Origin of the sequence: Microbacterium imperiale, assembly GCF_017876655.1 — a bacterium.
GTDB classification, from domain to species: domain Bacteria; phylum Actinomycetota; class Actinomycetes; order Actinomycetales; family Microbacteriaceae; genus Microbacterium; species Microbacterium imperiale.
In genome coordinates, this window is the sequence record NZ_JAGIOK010000001.1 from 2,629,729 (window position 1) to 2,655,782 (window position 26,054).

At 71.6% G+C, this 26,054-nt stretch carries 27 protein-coding genes; 18 read left to right on the forward strand and 9 right to left on the reverse strand.

Translation table 11 applies throughout. The features are described from left to right. Positions 1–89 precede the first annotated feature (89 nt). Complete coding sequence (gene proC / locus JOF37_RS12710) at positions 90–932, forward strand: pyrroline-5-carboxylate reductase (RefSeq protein ID WP_210007152.1); 843 nt, start codon at positions 90–92, stop codon at positions 930–932. A 75-nt stretch (positions 933–1,007) separates the two neighbouring features. On the opposite strand, the gene JOF37_RS12715 is transcribed toward proC, so the two are convergent. The 3 genes from JOF37_RS12715 to JOF37_RS12725 form a co-directional block, all read right to left on the reverse strand. Then, positions 1,008–1,925, reverse strand: a complete 918-nt coding sequence (locus tag JOF37_RS12715; RefSeq protein WP_210007153.1) for a putative endonuclease domain-containing protein — start codon at positions 1,923–1,925, stop codon at positions 1,008–1,010. Between the two features lie 188 nt (positions 1,926–2,113). Beyond that, positions 2,114–2,785 (reverse strand): potassium channel family protein, encoded by a 672-nt coding sequence (locus tag JOF37_RS12720; protein ID WP_210007154.1) that lies wholly within the window; start codon positions 2,783–2,785, stop codon positions 2,114–2,116. After that, the gene (locus tag JOF37_RS12725; protein ID WP_210007155.1) at positions 2,778–4,220 is read right to left on the reverse strand and encodes a TrkH family potassium uptake protein; all 1,443 of its coding nucleotides are present in this window, start codon (positions 4,218–4,220) and stop codon (positions 2,778–2,780) included. Before JOF37_RS12725 ends, JOF37_RS12720 begins: the two co-directional genes overlap by 8 nt. 97 nt (positions 4,221–4,317) lie before the next feature. Between JOF37_RS12725 and JOF37_RS12730 the strand changes: the two genes are divergently transcribed. The 6 genes from JOF37_RS12730 (at position 4,318) to JOF37_RS12755 (ending at position 6,186) form a co-directional block, all read left to right on the forward strand. Further along, positions 4,318–4,725 carry an ArsR/SmtB family transcription factor gene (locus JOF37_RS12730; protein WP_210007156.1) on the forward strand — a complete coding sequence of 136 codons (408 nt, stop codon included), beginning with the start codon at positions 4,318–4,320 and terminating at the stop codon, positions 4,723–4,725. Between the two features lie 94 nt (positions 4,726–4,819). Further along, entirely contained in the window at positions 4,820–5,011 is a 192-nt protein-coding gene (locus JOF37_RS12735) for a helix-turn-helix domain-containing protein (protein WP_210007157.1), read from the forward strand. An 83-nt stretch (positions 5,012–5,094) separates the two neighbouring features. Then, positions 5,095–5,193, forward strand: coding sequence for a 30S ribosomal protein bS22 (locus tag JOF37_RS12740; protein ID WP_003792170.1), 99 nt, complete (start codon positions 5,095–5,097; stop codon positions 5,191–5,193). Between the two features lie 92 nt (positions 5,194–5,285). Continuing rightward, the gene (locus JOF37_RS12745) at positions 5,286–5,579 is read left to right on the forward strand and encodes a rhodanese-like domain-containing protein (protein WP_210007158.1); all 294 of its coding nucleotides are present in this window, start codon (positions 5,286–5,288) and stop codon (positions 5,577–5,579) included. 8 nt (positions 5,580–5,587) lie between these two features. Then, positions 5,588–5,887: a glutaredoxin family protein gene (locus tag JOF37_RS12750; protein ID WP_210007159.1), complete on the forward strand. Its 300-nt coding sequence runs from the start codon at positions 5,588–5,590 to the stop codon at positions 5,885–5,887. Then, a complete protein-coding gene (locus JOF37_RS12755) occupies positions 5,884–6,186 on the forward strand; it encodes a Dabb family protein (protein WP_210007160.1) in 303 nt (100 codons plus the stop codon). The genes JOF37_RS12750 and JOF37_RS12755 overlap by 4 nt, the downstream gene beginning before the upstream one ends. 6 nt (positions 6,187–6,192) lie before the next feature. On the opposite strand, the gene JOF37_RS12760 is transcribed toward JOF37_RS12755, so the two are convergent. Together JOF37_RS12760 and aspS are read right to left on the reverse strand one after the other, a co-directional pair. Beyond that, entirely contained in the window at positions 6,193–7,380 is a 1,188-nt protein-coding gene (locus JOF37_RS12760; RefSeq protein WP_210007161.1) for a mechanosensitive ion channel family protein, read from the reverse strand. A gap of 89 nt (positions 7,381–7,469) precedes the next feature. After that, positions 7,470–8,810 (reverse strand): aspartate--tRNA(Asn) ligase, encoded by a 1,341-nt coding sequence (aspS, locus tag JOF37_RS12765; protein ID WP_210007162.1) that lies wholly within the window; start codon positions 8,808–8,810, stop codon positions 7,470–7,472. Positions 8,811–8,908: 98 nt separating this feature from the next. Here aspS and JOF37_RS12770 point away from each other — a divergent pair, with 98 nt between their 5' ends. From JOF37_RS12770 to ccsB, 6 genes are read left to right on the forward strand one after another with little or no spacing between them, the layout of a single operon-like run. After that, the gene (locus JOF37_RS12770; protein WP_210007163.1) at positions 8,909–9,598 is read left to right on the forward strand and encodes a DedA family protein; all 690 of its coding nucleotides are present in this window, start codon (positions 8,909–8,911) and stop codon (positions 9,596–9,598) included. Between the two features lie 25 nt (positions 9,599–9,623). Further along, positions 9,624–10,253, forward strand: coding sequence for a histidine phosphatase family protein (locus JOF37_RS12775; protein WP_210007164.1), 630 nt, complete (start codon positions 9,624–9,626; stop codon positions 10,251–10,253). Continuing rightward, positions 10,253–10,855, forward strand: coding sequence for a TlpA family protein disulfide reductase (locus JOF37_RS12780; protein ID WP_210007165.1), 603 nt, complete (start codon positions 10,253–10,255; stop codon positions 10,853–10,855). The genes JOF37_RS12775 and JOF37_RS12780 overlap by 1 nt, the downstream gene beginning before the upstream one ends. Next, a complete protein-coding gene (locus JOF37_RS12785) occupies positions 10,852–11,700 on the forward strand; it encodes a cytochrome c biogenesis CcdA family protein (protein WP_210007166.1) in 849 nt (282 codons plus the stop codon). Before JOF37_RS12780 ends, JOF37_RS12785 begins: the two co-directional genes overlap by 4 nt. Next, positions 11,681–13,456, forward strand: coding sequence for a cytochrome c biogenesis protein ResB (gene resB, locus JOF37_RS12790; RefSeq protein WP_210007167.1), 1,776 nt, complete (start codon positions 11,681–11,683; stop codon positions 13,454–13,456). Before JOF37_RS12785 ends, resB begins: the two co-directional genes overlap by 20 nt. Before the next feature lie 5 nt (positions 13,457–13,461). Beyond that, positions 13,462–14,520 (forward strand): c-type cytochrome biogenesis protein CcsB, encoded by a 1,059-nt coding sequence (ccsB, locus tag JOF37_RS12795; RefSeq protein ID WP_210007168.1) that lies wholly within the window; start codon positions 13,462–13,464, stop codon positions 14,518–14,520. 1,083 nt (positions 14,521–15,603) lie between these two features. On the opposite strand, the gene JOF37_RS12800 is transcribed toward ccsB, so the two are convergent. Further along, positions 15,604–17,664 (reverse strand): YhgE/Pip domain-containing protein, encoded by a 2,061-nt coding sequence (locus JOF37_RS12800; RefSeq protein WP_210007169.1) that lies wholly within the window; start codon positions 17,662–17,664, stop codon positions 15,604–15,606. Next, positions 17,661–20,486: an MMPL family transporter gene (locus JOF37_RS12805; protein WP_210007170.1), complete on the reverse strand. Its 2,826-nt coding sequence runs from the start codon at positions 20,484–20,486 to the stop codon at positions 17,661–17,663. The genes JOF37_RS12800 and JOF37_RS12805 overlap by 4 nt, the downstream gene beginning before the upstream one ends. A gap of 114 nt (positions 20,487–20,600) precedes the next feature. Here JOF37_RS12805 and JOF37_RS12810 point away from each other — a divergent pair, with 114 nt between their 5' ends. After that, the gene (locus tag JOF37_RS12810) at positions 20,601–21,230 is read left to right on the forward strand and encodes a TetR/AcrR family transcriptional regulator (protein ID WP_210007171.1); all 630 of its coding nucleotides are present in this window, start codon (positions 20,601–20,603) and stop codon (positions 21,228–21,230) included. A gap of 9 nt (positions 21,231–21,239) precedes the next feature. Here JOF37_RS12810 and JOF37_RS12815 read toward each other — a convergent pair whose 3' ends face one another. Next, on the reverse strand, positions 21,240–22,244 hold the full coding sequence (locus JOF37_RS12815; protein ID WP_271175085.1) for an o-succinylbenzoate synthase: 1,005 nt from the start codon (positions 22,242–22,244) through the stop codon (positions 21,240–21,242). A 35-nt stretch (positions 22,245–22,279) separates the two neighbouring features. On the opposite strand from JOF37_RS12815, the gene JOF37_RS12820 reads away from it, so the two are divergent. The 3 genes from JOF37_RS12820 to JOF37_RS12830 are packed head-to-tail and all read left to right on the forward strand — an operon-like array spanning position 22,280 to position 25,318. Continuing rightward, positions 22,280–23,179 (forward strand): 1,4-dihydroxy-2-naphthoyl-CoA synthase, encoded by a 900-nt coding sequence (locus JOF37_RS12820; RefSeq protein ID WP_210007173.1) that lies wholly within the window; start codon positions 22,280–22,282, stop codon positions 23,177–23,179. 1 nt (position 23,180) lies between these two features. Next, on the forward strand, positions 23,181–24,338 hold the full coding sequence (locus JOF37_RS12825; protein ID WP_210007174.1) for an AMP-binding protein: 1,158 nt from the start codon (positions 23,181–23,183) through the stop codon (positions 24,336–24,338). An 11-nt stretch (positions 24,339–24,349) separates the two neighbouring features. After that, positions 24,350–25,318: a 1,4-dihydroxy-2-naphthoate polyprenyltransferase gene (locus JOF37_RS12830; protein ID WP_210007175.1), complete on the forward strand. Its 969-nt coding sequence runs from the start codon at positions 24,350–24,352 to the stop codon at positions 25,316–25,318. Between the two features lies 1 nt (position 25,319). Here the strand turns inward: JOF37_RS12830 and JOF37_RS12835 are convergent, their stop codons facing one another. After that, a complete protein-coding gene (locus JOF37_RS12835; protein WP_210007176.1) occupies positions 25,320–25,580 on the reverse strand; it encodes a DUF4229 domain-containing protein in 261 nt (86 codons plus the stop codon). A gap of 72 nt (positions 25,581–25,652) precedes the next feature. Between JOF37_RS12835 and JOF37_RS12840 the strand changes: the two genes are divergently transcribed. Beyond that, the gene (locus JOF37_RS12840; protein WP_210007177.1) at positions 25,653–26,054 is read left to right on the forward strand and encodes a PLD nuclease N-terminal domain-containing protein; all 402 of its coding nucleotides are present in this window, start codon (positions 25,653–25,655) and stop codon (positions 26,052–26,054) included.

A 26,054-nucleotide genomic window follows, 5' to 3' on the forward strand; every position in this document is an offset into this window, starting at 1 on the left:
GCGGCGAGCGCTTCCGCGCCCGCGGACGCTTCGACTCTACCCCGCGACCCTCCCCTCCGCTGGGAAACGGCCGGACTTAAGATGGCCGCATGCCCGACGCCGTCGCCCTTCCCCCCATCGCCATCCTCGGAGCCGGATCGATGGGCGGTGCGATCCTCTCAGGCCTCGTCGCATCAGGCGCGGCCGCGGGGGGAGTGACCGTCACCAACCGCTCGGTCGCGAAGGCCGCGGAGCTGGCCGACCTCGCCGGCGTGAGGAGCATCGCGCTCGCCGACAGCCCGTCCGGCAACACGGATGCCGCCGCCGCGGCCGACATCGTCCTCATCGGCGTCAAGCCGGCGATGGTGCCCGACCTCCTGCGCGAGATCGCGCCCGTGCTGCGTCCCCGCACCGTCGTCGTGAGCCTCGCGGCGGGCGTGACGATCGACACCTTCGCGGGGATCCTCGGCGCTCAGCAGCCGGTCATCCGATCGATGCCGAACACCCCCGCCGTCGTCGGGAAGGCCGTCACCGGGCTGGCCGCCGGCCCCGCGGCATCCGCCGACGACATGGCCCTCGTACGTGCGCTGTTCGAGACCTGCGGCGTGGTCGTCGAGGTGCCGGAGGAGCAGATCGACGCCCTCTCGACGATCTCGGGCTCGGGGCCGGCCTACGTCTTCCTGCTCATCGAGCAGCTCACCCGCGCCGCTGTCGGTCACGGGTTCGGCGAGACCGAGGCCCGCCTCATGGCGGAGCAGACGTTCATCGGTGCCGCGGCGCTGCTGGACGCGACGGGCGAGGACCCCGCCGAGCTGCGTCGTCGTGTCACGAGCCCGAAGGGCACGACGGAGCGCGCGATCGCCGTCCTTCAGGACGCGCATCTCGATGAGGTGTTCTCGCGCGCGACGGACGCCGCCCTCGCGCGGGCCCGCGAGCTCGCCGCAGGGTCCTGACTCCTGACGCGATCGCGCGAGAAGGTGACGCGAGCGCCGGTTTCGCGGCACTGATGACGAGCACACGCGTCCCCTTCATCGGGCGGCAGCGAGGGCTCGTCTCACGAGGGTCACGGCACGGTGGCTCCGCACCTGCGAGACCGTGACGCGGACCACGAGCCACCCGGCGGCGGTGTAGGTCGCGTACTTCTCGAGGTCGCGATCCCACTGGCGCTTGCTGGTGCGGTGATGATCGCCCTCCACCTCGATCGCCACACGAGCATCCGGGTAGACGAGCTCGGTGATGCCGAGTAGACGACCGCCGTCGTCGCGGATCTCGACGTCGAGCATCGGCTCGGGCAGTCCCGCTGTCACGAGGTCGAGGCGCAGCTCGGTCTCGGGCGGTGACATCGCCCCCTCGCGGATGTGGGGGAGCGCCGCGCGGAGCTGAGCCGGGGTGCAGAGCCGGCGGTGCGGCATCCGTCCACCGCCCGGGCCTCGCGGGATGGCGACGAGCGCGTCACCCGCGATGATCAGTTCGCGCACGCTCGCCGTCCTGCCGAGCATCGCCCACGCGGACGCGGCGCTGACGACGCGCACACCGTGCAGCTCGCCGATGGTCACGAGGTGGTCCGCCACCTTGATGCCGTGGATGCCGCGTGCGCGCGGTGCCCGACCGGGCGCGACGACGCCGACCTCGAGAGAGTCCGCCGGATGCACGACGGGGCAGCCGTGCAGGACAGCGGCGGTGCGCCCCGCGAAGAACGCTCCCTCGGGGGCGACGCGCGCGTACGCCTGTGCCCTGCGGAGGACGCGTTCCCGTTGCGCGCGGTCGCGGGCGAGCGGTCCGTCGCCGGTGTCTCGCGCTGGAGCGAGACGGGCCCGTACCCCGTGGAAGGGCGCTTCGAGGTCGCGCGCACCGAGACGCCCGCGGGTCACGCCCGCCGCACGCGCCTGAGCGACGCCGAAGACCTCGCCGAGGTCATCGGGCAGGGGCGCAGGCGTTCGCGGCATCCGCCCACTCTGTCGCCTGCCGAGCCCCCCACAGCTCCCAGCCCCCACCCGCCTCTCACAACCCCCTCATGCCCCCCTCCTGGGGAGGAGCCCCCATGCCCCGAACGCGCATGAAGGTGGCGCGACGGCAGGGAATGGCGCTCGCGAACCCGGCATTCGCGCCACCTTCGCGGCGCGGGGCACGCGGGTCAGCGGTCGAGGGAGGCGAAGCGCTCGATGTCGGAGTTGGTGCCCGAGACGATGATCAGGTCGTGGTTGGTCACGACGGTGTTGGCCTCGGCGTAGCGGAACGGCTTGCCGGGACTCTTCACACCCACGACCGTGACGTGGTACTTCGTGCGCACGCCCGATTCGTTGAGGCCGACGCCGCGGATGAACTTCGGCGGGTACATCTTCGCGAGCACGAAGTCGTCGTCGAAGCGGATGAAGTCGAGCATGCGACCGCTGACGAGGTGAGCGACGCGCTCGCCGGCCTCGCGCTCCGGGTACACGACATGGTTCGCGCCGACGCGGGCGAGGATCTTGCCGTGCGACTGCGAGACCGCCTTCGCCCAGATCTGCGGCACCTTCAGGTCGACGAGGTTCGCGGTGATGAGCACGGACGCCTCGATCGAGGATCCGACCGCGACGACCGCCACCTGGAAGTCCTGCGCGCCGATCTGCTTCAGGGCGTCGAGGTTGCGGGCATCGGCCTGCACGGCGTGCGTGACGCGCTCCGACCACTTCTGCACCAGGTCGAGGCTGTCGTCGATGGCCAGCACCTCGCGGTCGAGACGGTCGAGCTCGCCGGCGCAGGCGGCGCCGAAGCGCCCCAGCCCGATGACCAGGACGGGCGCGTCGCTTCGGATCTGCTCAACCAACGATCGGCCTTTCGACGGGGAGGGAGTAAAGCTGGGAACGGGATGTCGCAGCCACCGCCGCAGCGAGAGTCACTGTACCAACGCGCCCCATGAACATCACGAGAGCCATGACGTAGACGGCAGGGTCGGGCAGCTCGGCGGTGAGTCCCGTCGACAATCCGACCGTCGCGAACCCGGAGATGACGTCGAAGAGCACCTGGTCGACCGGGGCCTTGGTGATCTGCGCGATCGTGACGGTTCCCAGCGCCACGATCGTCGCGCTCCAGGCGACGACCGACAGAGCGACGCGCTGCACGTCGCTGGGGATGCGGCGGCCGAAGGCCTGCACCGACGGGCGGCCCTTGGCCTCGGACCACACCGCCAGCGCGAGCACCGCGAGCGTGGTGACCTTGATGCCACCGGCCGTCGAGGCCGACCCGCCGCCGACGAACATGAGCATCGAGCCGACGATGAGCGACGACCCGTGCATCTCGCCGATGTCGATGACCGAGAACCCGCCCGATCGCGTCATGGCCGAGAGGAAGAAGGCTTGGAAGGTCGTGTCCCAGGCCTCCATCGACCCGAACGTCGCCGGGTTGTCGTACTCGAGCAGCAGGAAGACACCCGCGCCGACGAAGAAGAGGACGATCGTCGTGATGATCGTCAGCTTTGCGTGCAGCGACCACGCGCGGACGTGGAAGTGGTGCCGCCACAGCGTGAAGATGACCGGGAAGCCGATGGAGCCGAGGAAGACCCCCGCCATGAGGACCGTCAGCATGACGTAGTCCTGCGCGAACGGCAGCAGGCCCTCGGCGTTGGGGGAGAAGCCGGTGTTCGTGAAGGCCATCGCCGCGTAGTACGGCGCTTCCCACAGGGCCGTCAGCGGGTCGACGCCGCCGATGAGCAGCGAGGGGTAGAGCAGGATCGCCAGACCCGCTTCGATGACGAGGGTCGAGAGGGCGACGGTGCGCAGCAGCGAGCCCACCTCGCCCAGCCGCACGGCCTGGCCTTCGGCAACGGGCCCGCCGTGCGCGCGCAGCGGGTTGGTGTCGCCCGCGGCGATGAGCTTGGCCCGCAGGCCCAGGCGCTTGGAGATGACCAGGCCGAGGATCGACGCGAGCGTCAGAACGCCCATGGCCCCGACGTTGACGCCGATGTAGATGAGCACGTGGCCGAACGGCGACCAGTGCGTCGCCATGTCGACGGTCGCGAGACCGGCGACGCAGATCGTCGACACCGCGGTGAAGAGGGCGTCGGCGAACGGGGTCGCCACGCCGTCCGCGGATGCCGCGGGCAACGAGAACAGCGTCGTGAAGACGAGGATCAGCGTCGAGAAGATCAGGACCGCGAACCGCGAGGGCGACGCCGTGGCCAGATCGCGGCCGGCATCCCACGCCTCACGGCCGAACCCTCTGACGCGGCGCAGGACGATCGCGCCGACGGACTGCTCCGCCATGCGTGTCCTCCCCACGATCAGCGCTTGCTCCGGGCGCCGCCGTAGCTCGGTGCCGATGTCATGGTACTCGGGCGTGCGCGCCGACTAACCTGAAGGCATGGCGGACATCTTCGACGTGATCGCCGACGGTACCCGTCGGGACATCCTGCGTCTCCTCCTCGATCGCGACTCGGACCCCCGCGTCTCGGGGACGAGCGTCTCGCAGATCGTCAACGAGCTGGGAGTGAGCCAGCCGACGATCTCGAAGCACCTGAAGGTCCTGCGCGAAGCCGGGCTCGTCACCGTGCGCGAAGAGGGGCAGCACCGCTACTACAGCCTGTCGCCCGAGCCGCTCGACGTCGTCGACGACTGGCTCGTGCCGTTCCTCACGGCCGAGCCCTACGATGCGGACCCGCCCGTGGCGCTGCCCGAGCCGGCGGTCGCTGCGGCCGAACTGGTGGGGCGCGCCGCGGCATCCGCGAAGCACGCCGTCACCAGCGTGTTCGGCAAGCGACCCGCGCGCTGACGCGGGTCGAGCATCGGCGAGGCAACACCGGTCACGCCGGTTTACAGCCGTCACAGCCGACCCCTAGAGTGTTCGCACCGGGGAAAGGATGACGATGGCCGAGCTGCCCGATGTGCGCTTTCTGACTGTCGCGGAGGTGGCCGAGATCATGCGGGTGTCGAAGATGACGGTCTATCGTCTCGTGCACGCGGGTGAACTGCCCGCCGTCCGGTTCGGACGCAGCTATCGCGTCCCCGAATCCGCCGTGCGCGACGCCGTGCAACGGCCGATCTCCGACGTCGGCTAGACTGATCCGAGGCATTTTTCGCGAGATGCCTGTTCCCGGGCGCACACGAGATGCGTCCAGACCCTGACATAGTGAGGTTTTCCGTGGGTTCTGTCATCAAGAAGCGCCGCAAGCGCATGGCGAAGAAGAAGCACCGCAAGCTGCTTCGCAAGACTCGCCACCAGCGCCGTAACAAGAAGTAAGTCGCGGCGACGTCACTGAGCGCCCCGTTCGGCTCCGGCCGAGGGGCGCTTCGTGCTTTGCGCCGTCCTAGGCTGGACGCGGAGGAATCAGCATGAAATCCATCACCATCGACGACCTGCGCGCCGGCCGCGACGTGCCCCTCATCGACGTGCGCGAGGACCACGAGTTCGCCGCGGGCCGGGTGCCCGGCGCGATCAGCATCCCCATGTCGCAGCTGGGGGAGCGCCTGGGTGAGCTTCCCGACGGCGCGTTCGACGTCATCTGCCAGGCCGGCGGTCGATCGGCTCAGGTCGTCACGGCGCTCGAAGCTCGCGGCTACGACGCGACGAACGTCGAAGGCGGCACCGGCGAGTGGGCCGGGCGCGGCTTCGAGCTCGAGCGCTGAGCACCTCGATGACGACCCTGACGATCGTCTCGAAGCCCGACTGCCACCTCTGCGACGTTGCGCGTGAGATCGTCGACGCCGTCGTCGCCGAGCGCCCAGACGGCGAGGTCGAGGTGCGCGAGCTGTCGATCCTCGACGATGCCGCCCTCTATGAGCAGTGGTGGGAGAAGATCCCCGTCGTCCTGATCGACGACCGCCTGCACGCCCACTGGCGTGTGTCCGCCGATCGGCTGCGCTCGGCGCTGGCCGATTCCGTCACCACGGATGCCGCACCTGCGGCGCCCGCTCGCACCGAGGAGCCCGCATGACCATCCGCCACGTCGTCGCCTGGAAGCTCGCCGCCGAAGACGCCGAGACCCGCGCAGAGCACGCCGCAGAGGTCGCTCGTCGCATTCAGGCCCTCGTCGGCGTCGTGCCGTCGATCCGCTCGCTGAGCATCGGGCCGAACATGGCGTACGCCGACGTCAACGGCGATGTCGCACTGGTCGCCGACTTCGACGACCTTGCGGGGCTCGAGGCGTACCAGGTGCACCCGGCCCACCAGGAGGTCGTCGGCTACGTGCGCAGCGTCGTGGCGAGCCGCATCTCCGTCGACTTCGAGGTCTGATCCGTCTCAGTCGCGACGCTCGGGCGGCTCGCCGACGGTCACGACCGGGATGGCATTGGTGAAGGTGCTCGCGCGGCGCTCGGCTTCCGCACTCCCGGTGAACAAGCCGTCGTTCGTGGGGGTCGGGTCGTGCGTGATGCGGTGGTCGGCGCCCGAACCGGAGGCCGTGGCATCCGTCATCATGACGCGCTGCACCGGGACCGCCTGCGGCATCGTCCGCTGCACCCACGTGACCATCGCCTCGCGCACCAGGCAGCGCAGGTCGAACAGCGTCGGCGCGTCCTTCGCAGTGACGAGTATGCGCACCCGCACGTAGCCCGCGACCGCGTCGGTCACCTGCAGCACCGACGTGCGCCGGTCCCACAACTCCGTCTGTTCGAGGACGCCCCGCAGGTGCGCGCGCATGGCGGTGGGCGAGACGTTCCAGTCGAGGTCCATCTCGACGGCGCCGAGCAGCTCCGAACCGCGCCGCGTCCAGTTCTCGAACGGCGTCGTGGTGAAGTAGGTGCACGGCAGCACGAGGCGGCGGTCGTCCCAGAGGTCGAGCACGACGTAGCTCAGGGTGATCTCACCGACTCGGCCCCACTCGCCGTCGGCGACCACGACGTCGTCGACGCGGAGGGCATCGCTGAAGACGATCTGCAGGCCGGCGAAGACGTTGCCCAGCACCGACTGGGCGGCCAGGCCCGCGACCACCGAGGCGATACCGGCCGAGGCGAGGACGCTGGCTCCCACGGCGCGGACCGAATCGAAGGTCAGCAGCACCGCTCCGATGCCGATCACGATGATGATCGCGACCGCCAGACGGCGCACGATCAGCATCTGCGTGCGGATGCGGCGGGCGACGCGGTTGTCGGGGACGTCGATGCGGTACCGCCCGAGCGCGACATCGGTGACGACGATGACCAGCGACGCGAGCAGCCACGTGCTCGCGCCGATGATCAGGATCGTCAGCAGCTGCCCGATGATGGCACGCCACTGCTCGTCCGGGTACGCGGCGGACACCGCCGCCCAGAGCACGATCGCGAGCAGCAGGACGCGGAACGGCGTGCGCGAGCGGCGGCTGAGGACCTCGGGCCACCGATGCCGTCGTCCGGCGATCCGCAGCGCGATGGCCGCGACCACCGCGATCACGGCGGCGCCGGTCAGGCCCACCAGCACGGCGATGCCGAACTCCATCCAGCCGTCCCACATACGTGTTGCTCCTCTCGTCGGCGGAGAAGCCACGATACGGGCGCCGACCGGCGGTGCCTGAACGGTTGCCGGGTGCGCGGGGTCGTGTGTTACGGGGCCAGGCGCGTGGGACCGCGGAAGAGGTAGGTGACCTCGCGGATGGACGATTCGCCGAGCAGCAGCATCAGCACGCGGGCCAGGCCCATGCCGAACCCGCCGTGCGGCGGGGCGCCGTAACGGAAGAAGTCGAGGTAGAAGTCGAGGTGCTCGGGCTCGAGGCCCTTCTCCTTGGCCTGCTCGATGAGGACGTCGACGCGGTGCTCGCGCTGCGCGCCCGTCGTGATCTCGACGCCGTTGAAGAGCAGGTCGTACGACTTCGTCAGCCCGGTCTCTTCATCGCGCATGTGGTAGAACGCGCGGATCTCGGGGTGGTAGTCGGTGATGAACACGAACTGATGGCCGTGCTGCTCGCGCACGTGCGCGGAGATCTGGCGCTCGCCCTCGGGGTCGAGGTCGCCGTCGGTGCGGGGGATGTCGTATCCGCGGGCCGCGACGATCTCGCGGGCCTCCGCCAGCGGGATGCGGGGGAACGGGACCGACGGCACCTCGACCTCGACGCCGAACAGCTCGGCGATCTCGGCGCCGTGCTTGTCCTTGACGGCCTGGAAGGCGAACTGCAGCAGCTCCTCCTGCATGGCCGCGACGTCCTCGTGCGAGTCGATCCACGAGATCTCGGCGTCGATCGAGGTGAACTCGGTCGCGTGGCGCGAGGTGAACGACGGGTCGGCGCGGAAGACGTCTCCGATCTCGAAGATCTTGCCGAAGCCGGCCGACTGGGCCATCTGCTTGAAGAACTGCGGGCTCTGCGCGAGGTAGGCCGTCTTGTCCTCGAAGTAGGGCACCTCGAACAGCTCGGCGGCGGACTCGGATGCCGAGGCCATGAGCTTCGGCGAGTGGATCTCGATGTAGTCGCGCTCGATCCAGTAGGTGCGCATCGCGTGCTCGAGCGTCGTCTGCACGCGGAAGATGAGGTTGTTGCGGCGCTGACGCAGGTCGAGGAAGCGCCAGTCCATGCGCTTGTCGAGGCCGGAGTCGGCGGCGATCGGCGTCTCGGGCAGAGCGGCCGCGGCGATGTCGAGGTCGCCGATCTTGATCTCGACGCCGCCGAGCTTGACGCGCTCGTCGTGCTTGAGCTGGCCGGTGGCGGTGAGGAAGGTGCCCGTCGACAGGTTCGAGATGAGGTCGGTGAGGGCCAGCGCGGCGGCATCCTGCTCGCTGCCGTCCTCGGCGGGACGGGTGGCCGGGTTCACCAGCTGCACCGCACCCGTCTCATCGCGCAGGATGACGAACTGCACCTTCTTCTGATCGCGGACGGTCTCGACCCATCCGGAGACCGACACGGGGCCGTCGGGGCGGGCCTGCAGCTGCTGGACGAGAACGCGTTCACTCACGAGGGGAGAGTCTACGCGTCCAGCCATCTCCGACGTCCCGGCCCTAGGCTGTCGGCGGGGCCCGGCCGGGCGACCGTTCACCGAGCGCGAGGGCACCGATGACCGACTTGATCCTGGCCGCGTCCGAGCAGGGCGGCTCGTGGCTGACGACCCTCGCCGACTGGACGGTGTCGCTGATGGACACCATCGGTCCCGCCGGCGCGGCGATCGCGGTGGGCATGGACAACCTCTTCCCCCCGATCCCGAGCGAGGTCGTGCTGCCGATGGCGGGTCTCGCGGCTTCGCGGGGCTCGTTCACCCTGGCCGAGGCGATCCTGTGGACGACGTTCGGCTCGGTGTTCGGCGCCTACATCCTGTACTTCCTCGGGCGCTGGCTCGGCGCGGAGCGGCTGCGCCGCATCGCCGACCGGATGCCGCTGGTCAAGGGCGACGACGTCGTCCGTTCGGTCCACTGGTTCGAGAAGCACGGCTCGATCGCGGTCTTCTTCGGACGCATGGTGCCCCTCTTCCGCAGCCTCATCTCGATCCCCGCGGGCGTCTCGCGCATGCACTGGTGGAAGTTCGGCCTGCTGACGACGGCGGGCAGTCTCATCTGGAACTCGATCTTCGTCATGGCCGGCTTCCTGCTGGGGGAGAACTGGCACATCGTCGAGCAGTACGCCGAGATCTTCCAGATGGTCGTGATCGTCGTCATCGTGATCGCGGTCGCGTGGTTCGTCTTCGTGCGCGTGCGGGCGCTGCTGCGCGAGCGCCGCGACGGCGGAGCGGAGCGCTCAGGGTCCGCATAGGGGCGGGCGCCGTAGACTGGAGACCGTGCCTGCAGTCCGCCTCCATCTCGTGCGCCATGGGGAGGTCCACAACCCCGGACGCGTGCTCTACGGCCGGCTTCCCGGCTTCGGGCTGAGCGAAGACGGACGCCGCATGACCCGCGCAGCGGCGGAGCACGTGCGTTCGCTCGACCGGCCCGTCACCGGTCTGGTCTCCTCTCCGCTGCAGCGCACGCGCGAGTCGTCCGAGCCGTTCACCGAGGTGTTCGGGCTCGAGCCCGTGCTCGACGAGCGTGTGATCGAGCCGCACAACGTCTTCGAGGGGCGGCGCATGAAGCACGCCCTCGTCAACCCCTTCAACTGGCGGCACCTGCGCACGCCGGCGACCCCGAGCTGGGGAGAGCCGTACCTCGACATCGTGGCGCGCATGGATGCCGCGATGCGCGACCTCTGGCACGCGACCGGCTCGGGCGACGCGGTGATCGTGTCGCACCAGCTGCCGATCTGGATCACGCACCTCGCCGTCGCGGGCGAGCCGCTGCGACACGACCCGCGGCGTCGCCGGTGCGCGCTGTCGAGCGTGACGAGCTTCGAGCTCGAAGGCGACGCCTGGCGCGAGGTCGCGTACGCCGAGCCCGCATCGACCGCGGGCGCCGTCGATGTAGGAGCCGTCTGATGAAGCGCCGCGTCATGGCCGCCGTCCTCGCCCTCGGGCTCGCCGCGGGTCTCGCCGCGTGCACGAGCCCGAACGACGACCTCGCGGGCCAGTACCGCGAGGGCGACAACAAGGGCTTCATCTCCGGCGACGGCACCGTCACCGAGATCCCCGCGGCCGACCGGGGCGAGCCGCTCGAGTTCTCCGGCACCGCCGTGGACGGCTCGACGATCTCGAGCGCCGACTACGCCGGCCGGGTGCTCGTGCTGAACTTCTGGTACGCCCAGTGCGGCCCGTGCCGCGCCGAGGCACCCCTGCTCGAGCAGGTCTACACCGACACCCAGGCGGTCGGCGCGGACTTCCTCGGCATCAACATCTACGACGGTCCCGAGCAGGCCGGCTCGTTCGAGCAGACCTACGGCATCAGCTACCCGTCGCTGCTCATGCAGGGCGACGGCGACCTCAAGCTCGCGCTCGCGGCATCCGCATCGGTGCAGGCCGCGCCGACGACGCTCGTGCTCGACACGGAGGGGCGCGTGTCGGCCCGCATCGTCGGACAGCTGCGCGACGCCGGCATCCTGCGCACGCTCGTCGAGGACGCCGCGTCCGCGGGGGTGTCGTGAACCCGGGCGAGATCGTCTTCGGGGGAGCGCTGTGGCTCGCGGTGCCCATCGCGGTGCTCGCGGGCCTGGTGTCGTTCCTCTCGCCCTGTGTGCTGCCCCTCGTGCCCGGCTACCTCGGCTTCCTCGGCAGCGCGGTCACGCCGCGCGAGCCGGCCGTGGCCGCCGGCAGGCGCGAGGGTGAGCAGTCGGTCGCGCAGGCGGCATCCGGCTCCGACGGCTCGGCGCGCGTCGCTGTCGACGCTCCGGCGCCGGCTCCGGCGGGGCCCGGTCGCGGACGGCTGCTGCTGGGCGTCGGCCTGTTCATCGCGGGCTTCACCGTCGTCTTCCTCGCCATGGGCGTCTTCGCCGGCACGATCGGGCGCGTCTTCTTCGAGTACCAGGACGTCATCACACGCGTCCTGGGCGCCGTGGTCATCGTGCTCGGTCTCGTGTTCGTCGGCCTGTTCGGCTTCGCCCAGCGCATCTACCGGCCCCAGCTGCGTCAGAACCTCGGGATCGCCGGCGCGCCGCTGCTCGGGATCGCGATGGGCATCGGCTGGGCGCCGTGCATCGGCCCGACCCTCGCCGCGATCCTCTCCATCGCCCTGAGCCAAGCAGACCCGGCGCGCGCGGGCGTGCTCGCCGTGGCGTACTCGCTGGGGCTCGGCATCCCCTTCGTCCTGCTCGCGCTGGGTGCGAGCTGGGCGACCCGCTCGGTGGCGTTCGTCCGTCGGCACATCCGCATCGTCAACATCGCCGGAGGCGCGCTGCTCGTCGTCCTCGGCGTGCTGATGGTCACGGGTGTGTGGACCGCCATCATGTCCGTCTTCCAAGGAGTGGTGGCCGGTGTCCCGACCTTCCTCTGACCAGGCCGACCCGTCGGCGCCGCTGCGACCGGGCGATCACTCGGACGCCTCTGACGACCGGGGCGACGACGGCGACCGCGCGATCGTGCAGCCGCAGCTCGGCGTCGTCGGCTGGCTGCGATGGGGCTGGCGACAGCTCACGAGCATGCGCACGGCGCTCGTGCTGCTGCTCCTGCTCGCGATCGCGGCGATCCCCGGGTCGATCGTGCCGCAGCGCGGCGCCGACCCCAACGGCGTGACGCAGTGGCGGGCCGACAACCCCGACCTGTACCCGATCCTCGACGCGCTGCAGATGTTCGACGTGTACACGTCGGTGTGGTTCTCGGCGATCTACATCCTGCTGTTCGTCTCGCTCATCGGCTGCGTCATCCCGCGCACGAAGCACCACTGGCAGGCCCTGAAGTCCCGCCCGCCGCGCACGCCGGCGCGGCTGTCGCGCCTGGCCGACCACCGCAGTGTCGGGGTGCGTCTGAACGACGACGAGGATGCCGCGGCCGCCGCCTCTGCGGTCATCGACGAGGCGCAGCGCCAGTTGCGCAAGTCGGGGTACCGCGTCGAGCGCTACGACGCCGGGGGAGCGGCATCCGTCTCGGCCGAGCGCGGGTACCTGCGCGAGACCGGCAACCTCGTCTTTCACGGTGCGCTCGTGGGCGTGCTGCTGTCGGTCGGCATCGGCGGCGGCATGACCTACACCGGACAGACCGTCATCGTCGAGGGCGACACGTTCGTCAACTCGCTCGGGCTCGGCTACACCTCGTTCAACCCGGGGCGCTTCGTCGACACCGACCAGATGCCGCCGTACTCGCTGACCCTCGACCGGTTCGACGTCTCGTACGGCGAGTTCACGGGCGAGCCCGGTCATGGCATGGCGGGCGACTTCCGGGCGCACCTGACCGTCGCCGAGCCGGGTCAGCAGCCGCGCGACGGCGAGGTGCGGGTCAACCACCCGTACGAGATCGAGGGCGACCGCATCTACCTCATGGGCAACGGGTACGCGCCGACCATCACGGTCCGCAACGCCGACGGCGACGTCGTCTTCAGCGAAGACGTGCCGTTCCTGCCCCAGGACAACAACATGACCTCGCAGGGTGTCGTGAAGGTCGCCGACGGGATGCCGGAGCAGCTGGGCCTGGTCGGCTTCTTCTACCCGACCGCCGCGACGCTCGCCTCGGGCGCGATCGGCTCGGCGTACGGCGACCTGACCAACCCCCTCATGACCTTCTGGGTCTACCAGGGCGACCTCGGCATCGACGACGGCACCCCGCGCTCGGTGTACACCCTCGACCCGACCGGCATGGAGCAGATCGCCGGCGGCGATTCGGGCCTGTCGTCGCTCGAGCTCGAGCCGGGCCAGACGGTCGATCTGCCGAACGGCCTGGGGACCGTGACGTTCGAGGACGGGCGGGCCGCCGGAGCCGAAGAGGCCGTCAAGCGCTACGTCTCGCTGTCGATCCACCGCGACGTCGGCGCGCCGTTCGTGCTCGTGTTCGCGATCCTCGCGACGCTCGGCCTGCTCGCGGGACTGTTCGTGCCGCGGCGACGGCTGTGGGTCAAGGCCACTCCGACCGACGGTGCGCTCCGCGTCGAGTACGCCGGCCTCGCGCGCGGCGAGGACCCCGCCATCGCGCAGGCGGTCGCCGACCTGTCGCGCGGGCACCTCGCCGCCCTGGACCGCGACGAGGTCGCGCTGCCGCCCGAGCCCGAGCGCCCCCGCCGCCCCCGCCCCGCCCGCGCGCAAGCGCCCGACGTAGACTGAGGACCATGCCCGAAGACCTGTCGCTGGATGCCGTTTCGGTCCTGCTCGTGTGGACGGCCGTGGCCGTCTACGCCCTGGCCTTCATCGCGTACGCCGTCGACCTGGCGCGCCGGTCCGACCTCGCGCTGAAGGCGAAGGACGCCGCGCCGGCGACCGTCGCCGCCCCCGCCCTCGTGGGTGCGGGAGCGCCGACGATCCGCGAGATCCGCGCCGCCGAGGCGGAGGCCGAGCTCGCGCTCAACGCGCGTCCGGCCGAGCGCCCGCGGCTGCTCTGGGCCCGCATCGGCACGACCCTGACCTGGCTCGGCTTCCTGCTGCACGTCGCGGCCACCGTGCTGCGCGGGATCGCCGCGGAGCGCGTGCCGTGGTCGAACATGTACGAGTTCGCCATGACGGGAACCGTGCTCGTCGTCGCCGTCTACCTCGTCGTGCTGTTCCGCTACGACCTGCGCTTCCTCGGGACGTTCATCACCGGCCTGGTCGTGGTGCTGCTGGGCGGAGCTGCGACGAGCTTCTACGTCGTCGTGGTGCCTCTGGCCGACCCGCTGAAGTCGGTGTGGCTCGTCATCCACGTGTTCGTCGCCTCGCTCGCGTCGGCCTTCCTCGCGCTCGCCTTCGCCCTGTCGGTCGTGCAGCTGATGCAGGCGCGGCGCGAGGCGCGGGCGATCGCCCGCGTGGGCGCCGAGGCCGGTGAGGCGGCATCCGCTTCGCGTCGCGGTGAGGGGGCGCGGTTCCTGCGGACGCTGCCGAGCGCCGACGCGCTCGAGTCGCTCGCGTACCGCTTCGCGATCATCGGCTTCATCTTCTGGACCTTCACCCTCATCGCCGGCGCGATCTGGGCCAACGACGCATGGGGTCGCTACTGGGGCTTCGACACGAAGGAAGTCTGGACGTTCGTCATCTGGGTCCTGTACGCCGGATACATCCACGCGCGCGCGACCCGCGGCTGGCGCGGCAACCGCAGTGCGTGGCTGTCGATCGTCGGTTTCTCGGCAGTGCTGTTCAACTTCATCATCGTCAACCAGTTCTTCAAGGGCCTGCACGCCTACAGCGGCCTGAGCTGAGGCGCGGGCCGGGGCCCGGGGGCTCGGGCCGCAGGGGCTTGGGCGGCAGGGGCTTGGTCTGCTTGGCAGCTGTTGCCCCTTGACCTCGCGCGAAGCGGCGGGATCTGCCATCTGAGGCGCGCTGGAGTGCGCGAGGCCGCGTTCACCTGGCAGCATCCGCCCCGTCTTCTTGCGCGAAGCGGCGTCACCTGCCGATTGAAGCCCGCGGCGCCGCGCAAGGCCGAGTTCACCTGGCAGCTATTGCCCTTTCTCCTCGCGCGAAGCGGCGTCACCTGCCATCTGAAGCCCGTCGCGTCCGCGGCCCGGCTTCGCCTGGCCCCGCGCGCCCCTTTCCCTCGCGTGAAGCGGCGCCAACTCCCAACTGAGGCCCGCCGTGATCCGGCTCGCGCGCCGACGGTGTACGGCCGACCTGGCAGCGTCCGCCCTTTCCCCTCGCGCGAAGCTGCGGGATCTGCAAACTAGCCCGCGACCTCGCGCGAGGCAGAGTTCGACTGGCAGCTGTTGCCCCTTCCCTCGCTCGAGGAGGCGGGATCTGCCAACCGAGGCGCACCGCACGCGCGAGGCTGCGTTCACCTGGCAGCGTCCGCCCATCTCCTTCGCGCGAAGCGGTGGCAACTGCCAACTCGAGGCTGCTGCACGCGCGGCCCCCGCTTCGCCTGGCAGCATCCGCCCCGTCTTCTCGCGCGAATGGGCGCGACCTGCCAACTCGGGCCCTCCGTATGAGCGGCCTGGCTTGGCTTGGCAGCATCGGCCCGTCCTCTCGCGTGAAGGGGCGTGACCTGCCAACTCAGGCCTTCCTCTCGCGTGAATGAACGTCACCTGCCAACTCAGGCCCGCCGCATCCGCGGCCTCGGCTTCGCCTGGCAGCATCGGCCCGTCCTCTCGCGTGAAGGGGCGTCACCTGCCAACTCAAGCCCGCCGCACCCGCGGCCTCGGCTTCACCTGGCAGCATCGGCCCCTTCCTCTCGCGCGAAGGGGCGCTGGCCGCCAACCGAACGCTCCACGCCAAGCACGACCCGCGCCGCGCCCGGATACAGCTCCGCCCCCGCCTCCATGAGAAGGCGGGGGCGGAACGGAGGGGACTCAGGCGGTGGCGGGGCGGCGCAGGAGGGCGCGCACCGAGGTGGTGCGGGCGCGCGCGGTGACGAGCACCGTGACGATCAGCGACAGCACGAGCCACACGATCAGGCCTCCGACCGCGGCAGCCGCGCCGTCGGTCGAGGTCAGCACGGCGAGCAGTCCCTGATAGGCGGATGCCGTCGGCAGCAGGCCCGCGATCTCGGACAGCACACCGGGAACCGTCGACACGACTCCGGTCGCCACCGCGAGCACGGCGCCGCCCGCCGCCACCCACCGGCCCGCGCCGCCGAGGACGGCCACGAGCGCCTGGTTGATCGCCGCGAAGGCGACGCCCGCGAGGGCGGAGAGCCCTGCGAAGGCGGCCCACGTCCACGGGTCGTACGAGGCCGCGAGCTGCACGACCACGGCGACGAGGACGCCCTGCACGAGGCCGACGACGGCGGCCGGGGCGAAGGCGCGCAGCGCCAGCACGAACGAGGGACGCCGCGAGGTCAGCGCGGCGCGGGGCACCGCCTGCAGGGCGATGAACGATGCGATGGCGCCGAGCCACAGGGCCAGACCCGTCAGCAGCGGGATGGCCGATGCGCCGAAGAGCTCGGAGCCGAGTCCCTCGGCCTCGACGGGCGCCGCGACGACGCTCGCCAGGTCGGTGGCCTGCTGGTCGGTGTACGAGGGGATCTGCTCGACCGCGGTACCCAGGCCGTCCGCGAGCGAGCGCGAGCCGCCGGCGAGGTCGGCGGTGCCGGTGCGCAGCTCGCCGGTGCCGTCCGCCAGTTCCCGGATGCCGGTGGCGAGCGACTGCGTGCCGGTCGCGAGCTGTCCGGCGCCGTCGGCGAGCTGCGTCGCGCCGTCCGCGAGCGCAGCGGCTCCCGCCGCCGACTGACCCGCGCCGTCCGCGACCTGGCTCACGCCGCCCGCGAGCGCCTCGGCGTTGTCAGCGATCGTCCGCAGCTGGCCGGCGATCTCCTGCGGCGCCTGTGCCGCGAACTGGTCGAGCCCGCCGGAGGTGTACCCCGCGCCGGTTGCGGCCGTGACCGCGGAGGTCGCGGCGGTGCCGAGGTCCGCCGCGGCAGTGCCCAGGCTCGTGCAGAACGCCGGGCTCGCGCCGCTCTCGATGCAGGTCGCCGCGAGCTGCCCGATCGTCTGGGCGGCTGCCCCCGTCTGTCGCGCCGCGTCGGCGGATGACTTCGCGGCGCCCTGCGCCAGCCGGGTCAGCTCGGCGGGAACGAGCCCGTCGCGCTCGATCTGCGCAGCGCCGTCGCGCACGCCCGCCGCGAGCTGCTGCGCTCCGGTCGCCGCGTCGCGCGCGCCGCTGCCGAGGGCGCCGAGGCCGGTCGCGAGCTGTCCCGCGCCGTCCGCGAGGTCGGCGGCGCCGGAGCTGAGCGCGCCGGCTCCCGCGGGCAGCTGCGCCGCACCGTCGGCGGCTGCCTGGGCGCCGTCGTCCAGCTGCGCGACGCCGTCGGCGAGCTGAGCCGAGCCGTCGGCGAGCTCCCCGGCACCGGTCGCGGCGTCGCCGAGCTGATCGCCGAGGGTCGTGAACCCGAGGAAGACGTTCTCGAGGTACACCGTCGACAGCTGCGAGCCCATCATCGAGGTCGCCGCCTGCGTGATCTGCGCGGTGATGGCGTCGTCGACGACGAGGCTGTCGGGAGCCGTCTCGACGCGGATCGTCGCCTTCTCGGGCGTTCCGCCGGGGGCGGTCGAGGTCGCCGCCGCGGAGAAGCCGCTCGGGATCGTCACGATCGCGTCGTAGGTGCCGTCTGCGAGGCCCGCGGTCGCGTCGTCGTCGTTCGAGATCACCCAGGTGAGGTTGCTCGGCACGTCGTCGGAGCCTTCGACCAGACCCGCGGTGAGCTGTCGGCCCAGGGGTGCGAGCTGCCCGTTGACCTCGACCGGCTCGTCGTTGTTCACGATCGCGGCGCTCATGTTGTCGAGCCGCTCGACCGGGTTGTACAGCGCGGCGACGAGGACGCCGCCGACGAGCACCGGAAGCAGGATGACGCCGAGGATCGTGAGCCACGTGATCGGCTTGCGCGTCCGTGCGCGCTCGAGGGGGAGAGTCATGACGGGATCACCTCGGGGGTCGGGTGCGACGGATCGGGCTCGGGGGCGGAGGGCGCCCGTCCGGTCAGGGGGAGGGAATGCGGCGCCGCGCGGCGAGCATCGGCGAGGATGTCGAGCACGGCGTGCTCACGCCGGGCGACGGCGACCACGGTGAGCGCCCCGGCGCCGGCGTGGCGCTCGTCGAGCTCGGATGCCGCATCGCGCAGCACCGCGGCGGCTTGGTCGCGGTCGCTGCCGGTCAGAGCGTCGAGGCCCTCGACGACGAGGATCGCTGTGCCGCCCGCGACGGCTGCACGCAGCTCGCCGATCGGGTCGGCCGCCCCGTCGAGCAGAGCCAGGCCGACGTGGGCGCGCACCCAGGCGGCTCGTTCGGGCAGCAGGTGACCGCCGACGCGGAGTCGGCCGTCGTCGATCCGCAGCCGCCCCGACACCGCGTGCGCGAAGGCCCGGCCGACGCGGGGGTCGACGTGGGTTGCCACGAGCGACTCGCCGGGCTCGACACGGAAGGTCGCCGCCGAGAGGATCGATGCCGTCGCGTCGTGGTCGGCGTAGAGGGTGACGTCCTCGCCGACGAGCGCGGCCGAGGTGTTGCGCTCCGGCCAGTCGCGCAGCGACAGCTCGCGCTCGACCGCCTCGCCCTCGATGTCGAAGTGAGGGAGGATGCGGTCGAGCCAGCGCGGCATCCACCACGCCTTCTCGCCGAGCAGGGCCATGACGGCCGGCACCAGCGTCATCCGGATGAGGAACGCGTCGACGGCGATGCCGACGGCCAGCCCGAGCGCGATCGGCTTGATCGACGAGTCGCCCTCGGGGACGAACGCCGCGAAGACGGCGAACATGATCACGGCGGCGGCGGTGACGACGCGAGCCGACGAGGTGAAGCCCGAGCGCACCGCGCCGACGGCGGTGAGGCGATCGGCGCGGCCGCCGCGGGCTCGACGCCCGTGGACGTAGTCCTCACGCATCCGCGAGACGAGGAAGACCTCGTAGTCCATCGCGAGCCCGAACAGCACGCCCATGAGGATGATCGGCATGAAGCTGATCACCGGTCCCTCGCGGGTGACGTGCAGCAGGTCGGCGAACCAGCCCCACTCGAAGACCGCCGCGACGGCGCCGAAGGCCGCCAGCACCGACAGGAGGTAGCCCAGGGCCGCCTTGATCGGCACCCAGATGGAGCGGAAGACGATCGTCAGGAGGATGAGCGAGAGCCCGACGACGAACACGCCGAAGGGAAGGAGCGCTTCGCCGAGGCGGTCGGAGATGTCGATGCCGACGGCCGTGAAGCCGGTGACCTTGAGATCGACGCCGTACTCGTCGAGCAGGCGGTCGTGCTGGGCGCGCAGTTCGCGCACGAGGTCGGCGGTCTCGGGGGAGTCCGGCGCCGTCTCGGGCACGATCTGCACGAGTCCAGTGTCGGCGGTCTCGTTGGGCGTCGCGAGCGCGACCTCCTTGACGCCGGGGATCTGCGCGATGTCGTCGCCGATGTCCTGCATGAGGGTCAGCGGGTCGGTCGAGGTGACGATCGTCCCGGTCATGATGAGCGGCCCGTTGGCACCGGCGCCGAAGTGCTCCGCGGTGAGGTCGTACGCCTGACGCGCTTCGCTCGAGGGCGGCTGCACGCCCGCGTTGGGCAGAGCGAGGGTCAGGCTGGCCGCGGGGATCGCGACGACGCCGAGGCCGGCGACGACGGCGATCGTCGTGACGAGCGGATGCCGCGTGACCCCGCGCACCCAGCGTTCCGAGAACGACCGGCGGGGCCGGGCAGCGGCGCGGCGTGCGCGCCCGGGACGGCGGCGCCAGCCCGCGACGCGCGCGCCGACGAAGCCGAGGAGGGCGGGGGTGAGCGTGACGGCGACCACCACGGCGATCGCGACCGCGACCGCGGCGGCGATGCCCATGGTCGTGAGGAACGGAATGCCGGCGAAGCCGAGGCCGATGAGCGCGATGAGTACCGTGATGCCGGCGAACGCGACCGACGACCCGGCCGTGCCGGTCGAGCGGGCGGCGGATTCCTCGGGGTCCATCCCCGCGCGCACCTGGTCTTGGTGCCGGGCCGCGATGAAGAGCGAGTAGTCGATGCCGACGGCCAGGCCCAGCATGACCGACAGCAGCGGCGTCGTCGCCGACACCGAGGTGAACTGGGTCGCGACGAAGATCAGGGCCGTCGCGAGGGCGACCCCGATGAGGGCGCTGACGAGGGGGAACCACGACACCGCGAACGAGCGGAACGTGACGATGAGCACGAACAGCGCGATCAGGACGCCGACGACCTCGACGATCGACAGGGCGGGGATCGAGGCCGAGAACAGGTCGCCGCCGAGGGCGATCTGCGTTCCGTCGGGAAGCTCGTCGCGCAGGCCGTCCGACACCGCCGTCAGCGAGTCCTTCGTCTCGGCGCTGACCGCCGTCGCCTCGCCGTCGAACTGCACCCGCACGATGGCGGCCCGCTCGTCCTCCGACACGAGACCCGAGACCATCTCGTCGAACGGATCGGTGACCGCCAGCACGTCATCGCTCAGGTCGCCGAAGTCGCTCACGGCGCCGGCGATGGCATCCGAGAACGGCTGCTCGCGCACGCTCTGGCCGTCCGGTGCCACGATCACCAGCTGCGCGCTCGTGCCGCTGGCCTGAGGGAACGTGCGGTTCAGCAGCTCGAGGCCCTCTTGAGCCTCGGTGCCGGGGATCGTGAAGGAGTTATCGGTGCCCTTGTTCAGCAGCAGCGCTCCGCCGCCGGCGATCACGAGGATGAGCAGCCACGACACGAGCACGCGCCACGGGTGCCGGAACGACCAGCGTCCGAGGGTGAAGAGGAGTGTGGACACGGGCGCTCCTGATCGTGCGATTCGTCGGTGGATGTTCGATACAGCGCTGTATCCGATACACCAATGTATCCTAGGTTCATCGCTCGGCGGCCTGTCTGTACGAACGATGTGAACATGAGGAGCACCATGCACGCGGACGAACGCCCCGCCACCCGCAGTCGCGAGAACACCCGCGCCCGGCTGCTGGATGCCGCGGCTGAGGTGTTCGCCGAAGTCGGTCTCGATGCGGCCTCGGTCGAGGCGGTGTGCGAGCGCGCCGGATTCACCCGCGGTGCGTTCTACTCCAACTTCGCGTCGAAGGACGAGCTGTTCCTCGCGCTCGTCGAGCGCTCGTCGAGCGAGAAGCTCGATCGCGTCGCCGATCGCGTGCGCTCCCTCGACCGCACCGCCGCCCCCGACCCGTCGTCGCTCGTGCCCGAGGTCGTCGGCGTCTCGCTGGCCGGCATGGAGCCGCGACTGGTGTCCGAGCTGCGGGCCCAGGCGATCCGCGACGAACGGATGGCCGCGGCCTACCTGCAGCTGCAGGACGGGATCGTCGAGCGAGTTCGCGGCATCATCGAGGACATCCGCGGCGTGTACGAGCTGCGGTTCCGCATCCCCACGGCCGAGGTCGCGCGGCTCATGGTCGACCTGGCCGACGCGACGTGCGAGCGGGCGGCGATCGAGCGGGTCGGCGAGCCCGAGACCACGCGGCAGCTGCACGAGCGCATCGAGCTGCTGGCGACCGCGCTGATCACCGACTAGGGGCGCGGCTCAGCGCGCCGCGGCGAGGATGCCGTGGCAGCGCTCGAGCCGCTCGAGCCACCACCGTCGCCGCTCGGGAGCTGCGCTCACGGCGGCGATCGCGTCGGGATCGCCGACCGGCCGCGCCGTCGGCAGGGCGCCGGCCACCGGGCGCAGCGCGGGCACCGCGACATCCGCGGTGAAGAGCGACGCGGTGCCCAGCCCGCAGTCGTACTCGAGCTCGGGCAGGCTCGCGGCGAGGGCCGCACCCGTCGACAGTCCGATGCTCGTGTCGAGGGCGCTCGAGACGACGGCGGGAAGTCCGGCTTCGGCGACGACCGCGAGCGCGCGGCGCACACCGCCGAGCGGCTGGGCCTTGATGACCAGCAGATCGGCGGCGCCGGCGCGCGCCACCGCGAGCGGGTCGTCCGCCTTGCGCACGCTCTCGTCCGCGGCGATCGGGATGCCCATGTAGCGCACCCGCCGCCGCAGCTCCGCCAGCTCCTCGACACTCGCGCAGGGCTGCTCGGCGTACTCGAGGTCGAACTCGGCCAGCGCGTGCAGCGCGTGCTCGGCCTCGTCGAGGTTCCACCCGCCGTTGGCGTCGATGCGCACCCGTCCCTCGGGGCCCATCGCCTCGCGCACGGCCCGCACGCGCGCGACATCGTCGGCCAGGACCTGCCCGCGTTCGGCGACCTTGACCTTCGCGGTGCGGCACCCGTCGTACCGTGCGAGCACGTCGGCGACGCGGTCGGCGGCGACGGCGGGCACGGTCGCGTTCACCGGCACCCGGTCACGACGCGGCTGCGGGCGCGGCATCCATCCGTCCTCGACGGCCGCGGCGAGCCACACGGATGCCTCGGCGTCGTCGTACTCGGTGAAGGGCGAGAACTCCGTCCAGCCGGCGGGGCCTTCGATGAGCATCGCCTCGCGCACGTCGACGCCGCGGAAGCGCGTCGCGAGCGGCAGCGCGACGACGTGCGCCCGCTCGACCAGGTCGGCCAACGGCGGCAGGGGGAGGGAGCGGGCTTCCACACGCTCATCCTGCCACCGGCGCATAGGCTGGCGGCATGGTCTCGGAACTGTTCGATCCCGCGGAATGGTCGCTCGCCCCCGGTGCGGAGGGGTACACCGACATCACCGCGCACGTCTCGCGCGACGGGCGCATCGCCCGCATCGCGTTCGACCGTCCCGAGGTGCGCAACGCCTTCCGCCCGCACACGGTCGACGAGCTCTACCGTGCCCTCGACACGGCGCGCCGGGACCCGCGCATCGGCGTCGTGCTGCTGACGGGCAACGGGCCGAGCGCGAAGGACGGCGGGTGGGCGTTCTGCTCGGGCGGCGACCAGCGCATCCGCGGACGCGACGGCTACAAGTACAGCGACGACGAGACCGCCGTCGCCGACCCCGCCCGCGCCGGCCGGCTCCACATCCTCGAGGTGCAGCGGCTCATCCGCTTCATGCCCAAGGTCGTCATCGCCGTCATCCCGGGGTGGGCGGCCGGGGGCGGGCACTCGCTCCACATCGTGTGCGACCTGTCGATCGCCTCGGCCGAGCACGGGCGCTTCAAGCAGACCGATGCCGACGTCGGCTCGTTCGACGCGGGCTACGGCTCGGCCTACATGGCGCGCCAGGTCGGCCAGAAGGTCGCCCGCGAGGTCTTCTTCCTCGCCGAGGAGTACTCGGCCCAGCGCGCCTACGAGATGGGCGCGGTCAACCGCGTCGTGCCGCACGCCGAGCTCGAGCGCGAGGCGATCGCGATGGCACGGACCATCCTCGGAAAGTCGCCCACGGCCATCCGGATGCTGAAGTTCGCTTTCAACGCGATCGACGACGGCATGGTGGGCCAGCAGGTCTTCGCGGGCGAGGCCACGCGCCTGGCCTACGGCACGGACGAGGCGGTCGAGGGGCGCGACGCGTTCCTGCAGAAGCGCGACCCCGACTGGTCGCCGTACCCGTACCACTTCTGACGTGCCCGCCCTCGTTCCCGTCAGCGGCGAGCCGCGCGAGGTGCTGCGCGCGCTGCGCCGCACGCTCGACGGCGCCGGCCCCGCCCTCGCGCTCGGCTCGGGGTCCGATGTCACCCCCGCGGCCGAGGCTCCGGCCGGAACCGCGGCCGTCGTGACGACCTCGGGGTCGACCGGTGTTCCCAAGAGCGTCGTGCTCAGCCGCTCGGCCCTCATCGCCAGCGCCACCGCGACCGCGGAGCGCATCGGCGAGGGGCGGTGGCTGCTCGCCCTCGCGCCGTCGTACGTCGCCGGCCTGCAGGTGCTCGTGCGCGGCCTGCTCGCCGGTCACGAGCCGGCGATCCTGTCGGGGTCGTTCTCACCCGCCGCCTTCGCCGCCGTCACGGCTTCGCTGCACTCGAGCATCGGCGGCGAGCGCGTCCCGGTCTACACCTCGCTCGTGCCCACCCAGGTGGCCGACCTGCTCGAGGCGGCTGAGACGGATGCCGCTGTCGCGTCGTCCCTGCGGGCGTACGAGGCGATCCTCGTGGGCGGGCAGGCGCTGCCGGCGGCGCTGCGCGAGCGTGCCGCGGACGCGGGTGCCCGGCTCGTGCGCACGTACGGCTCGACCGAGACCAGCGGCGGCTGCGTCTACGACGGCGTGCCCCTGCCCGGCGTCTCGGCGCGGGTCGTGGCCGGCGAGGTGCAGCTGAGCGGACCGATGCTCGCCGAGGGCTACCTCGGCGAGCCGCAGCGCACGGCCGACACGTTCGTCGTCGACGGCGGTCGCCGGTGGTACCGCACGGGCGACGCGGGCGAGCTGCGCGATGGGGAGCTGCGCGTCACCGGTCGCATCGACAACGTCATCGTCTCGGGCGGCGTCAACGTCTCGCTCGACCGCGTCGAGTCCGCGGTGCGGGAGCTGCCCGGCCTCGACGCCGCGGTGGTCGTGCCCGTCGCCGACGACCGGTGGGGGCAGGCATCCGTCGTGGTTGTCGCGCGCGGCGCGCTCGCGTCCGCCGGGATCGACGCGGATGCCGCTCTCGCTGCCGTCCGCGCCGCGGTCGCCGATCGAATCGGCAAGCCCGCTCGGCCCGCACGCGTCGTGGCGCTCGAGCGGATGCCGCTGCTGACGAGCGGCAAACCCGACCGCGAGACCGTGCGTCGTATGCTCGCGATCTAGGATGAACCCTCGTGGCTCGATCGTCTCGCTCCCCGAAAACGCCCCGTCCCGCGCCTCGCGGCGGCAATCCCGCCAAGCGGGGCCTGGTGGCGGCGCCGCCGCCGCGCACGGCGACGGCCCGTGACTGGATCGGCGCCGCGCGCCTGCGCACCCTTCCGCTGGCCGTGACTCCCGTGCTCATCGGCACGGGCGCCGCGATGCTCGTCGACCGCCAGCTGCACTGGGTCATCGCGCTGTGCTGCCTCGTCGTGGCCGTCGCGCTGCAGATCGGCGTGAACTACGCCAACGACTACAGCGACGGCATCCGGGGGACCGACGACGTCCGGGTGGGGCCGGCCCGTCTGACCGGTGGTCGCCTCGCGCGGCCGCGCACCGTCCTGACGGTCGCGCTCGCGTTCTTCGCGCTCGCTGCGATCGCGGGCATCGCGATCGTCGTGCGCACCGGCCACTGGTGGATGCTGCTGGTGGGCGCTCTCTGCGTCGTGGCGGCGTGGTTCTACACCGGCGGCAAGCGCCCGTACGGATACGCGGGCCTCGGCGAGCTGTTCGTCTTCGTCTTCTTCGGCCTCGTGGCGACCGTCGGGACGACGTTCGTGCAGGCCGGTTCGGTGCCGCAGGAGAGCTGGTTCGGCGCGGTGGGCGCGGGCCTGCTCGCATGTGCGGTGCTGCTGGCGAACAACCTGCGCGACATCGATCAGGACCGCATCGCCGGCAAGCGCACGCTGACGGTCCGCATCGGCCGCACGGCCACGCGCATCGTGTTCACGGTCTTCGTGCTCGCGCCGTTCGCGATCGCGGTGCTGCTGGCGCTGGTGTACCCCATCGCGTGGCTCAGCCTGTTCGCGCTGCTGTCGGCGCTGTCGGCGATCCTCATCGTGTGGACCTACCGGCAGCCCCGTGAGCTCGTCGTCGCGCTGGCGCTGACCTCGCTCACGTCGGTGGCGTACGGCGCGTTCCTGTTCTGGGCCTTCGTCGGCTGAGTCAGGACGCGGCGTCCTCCGCCTCGGCGTCCGCGACCTCGCCGGAGCGGCGCCGCGTGCGACGGTCGGCGAGGCTCGTGGCGACGTCGTCGAGCGGGCGGCGCAGGAAGAGCATCGACAGGCTGAGCCCGATGAGGGCGGCGAAGATCGCCGACAGCCAGTAGTACTCGCGCATGACAGGGAACAGCATCATCAGGCTGAACGGGACGATGAAGGCGAGCAGCCGCAGGATCGAGTAGACGACGGCCGATCGGGCATTCATCGCTCCAGTCTACGGGCGAGATCCGAGCGGGCGCCCGGGTCCCGCGGGTCGGCGGGCGCCTAGGATGGGGGAATGGCGCGGCTCCTGCTCATCGGTGTGCTACTGGCACTCGCCTTCTGGGTGTACAGCATCGTGGACTGCGCGCTGCAGGACCCCACCCGCCATCGCGGGGTGAGCAAGCCGGTGTGGATCCTCATCGTGATCCTCCTGCCCGTGCTGGGCGGCATCCTGTGGTTCGTCGTCGGTCGCGCTCGTCGTGCCGCGACCCCGACTCGCCGCGCGCCCGATGACGACCCCGAGTTCCTCGGCCGCATCGGCTCGGTGCGCGACCAGGACGAGCGCATCCGCCGCCTGGAGGAGGAGCTCGCTGCTCTCGATGCCGAGGCCGACGACCCGCGCGACACCCCGCCGGCGCCGTCGGCGAGCGACGACGACGCCGAGGGGCCGGCCGGCTCCCGCGGCCCGCGCGCCTGA

What these genes read in the sequence shown, in the direction of transcription:
- JOF37_RS12820 (WP_210007173.1), top strand. Translation starts at nt 22,280, where the DNA reads ATGGTCTCGGAACTGTTCGATCCCGCGGAATGGTCGCTCGCCCCCGGT.
- JOF37_RS12730 (WP_210007156.1), top strand. Translation starts at nt 4,318, where the DNA reads ATGGCGGACATCTTCGACGTGATCGCCGACGGTACCCGTCGGGACATC.
- JOF37_RS12735 (WP_210007157.1), top strand. Translation starts at nt 4,820, where the DNA reads ATGGCCGAGCTGCCCGATGTGCGCTTTCTGACTGTCGCGGAGGTGGCC.
- JOF37_RS12715 (WP_210007153.1), bottom strand. Translation starts at nt 1,925, where the DNA reads ATGCCGCGAACGCCTGCGCCCCTGCCCGATGACCTCGGCGAGGTCTTC.
- JOF37_RS12800 (WP_210007169.1), bottom strand. Translation starts at nt 17,664, where the DNA reads ATGACTCTCCCCCTCGAGCGCGCACGGACGCGCAAGCCGATCACGTGG.
- JOF37_RS12750 (WP_210007159.1), top strand. Translation starts at nt 5,588, where the DNA reads ATGACGACCCTGACGATCGTCTCGAAGCCCGACTGCCACCTCTGCGAC.
- JOF37_RS12725 (WP_210007155.1), bottom strand. Translation starts at nt 4,220, where the DNA reads ATGGCGGAGCAGTCCGTCGGCGCGATCGTCCTGCGCCGCGTCAGAGGG.
- JOF37_RS12760 (WP_210007161.1), bottom strand. Translation starts at nt 7,380, where the DNA reads ATGTGGGACGGCTGGATGGAGTTCGGCATCGCCGTGCTGGTGGGCCTG.
- JOF37_RS12810 (WP_210007171.1), top strand. Translation starts at nt 20,601, where the DNA reads ATGAGGAGCACCATGCACGCGGACGAACGCCCCGCCACCCGCAGTCGC.
- JOF37_RS12835 (WP_210007176.1), bottom strand. Translation starts at nt 25,580, where the DNA reads ATGAATGCCCGATCGGCCGTCGTCTACTCGATCCTGCGGCTGCTCGCC.
- JOF37_RS12780 (WP_210007165.1), top strand. Translation starts at nt 10,253, where the DNA reads ATGAAGCGCCGCGTCATGGCCGCCGTCCTCGCCCTCGGGCTCGCCGCG.
- JOF37_RS12745 (WP_210007158.1), top strand. Translation starts at nt 5,286, where the DNA reads ATGAAATCCATCACCATCGACGACCTGCGCGCCGGCCGCGACGTGCCC.
- ccsB (WP_210007168.1), top strand. Translation starts at nt 13,462, where the DNA reads ATGCCCGAAGACCTGTCGCTGGATGCCGTTTCGGTCCTGCTCGTGTGG.
- JOF37_RS12770 (WP_210007163.1), top strand. Translation starts at nt 8,909, where the DNA reads ATGACCGACTTGATCCTGGCCGCGTCCGAGCAGGGCGGCTCGTGGCTG.
- JOF37_RS12755 (WP_210007160.1), top strand. Translation starts at nt 5,884, where the DNA reads ATGACCATCCGCCACGTCGTCGCCTGGAAGCTCGCCGCCGAAGACGCC.
- proC (WP_210007152.1), top strand. Translation starts at nt 90, where the DNA reads ATGCCCGACGCCGTCGCCCTTCCCCCCATCGCCATCCTCGGAGCCGGA.
- JOF37_RS12840 (WP_210007177.1), top strand. Translation starts at nt 25,653, where the DNA reads ATGGCGCGGCTCCTGCTCATCGGTGTGCTACTGGCACTCGCCTTCTGG.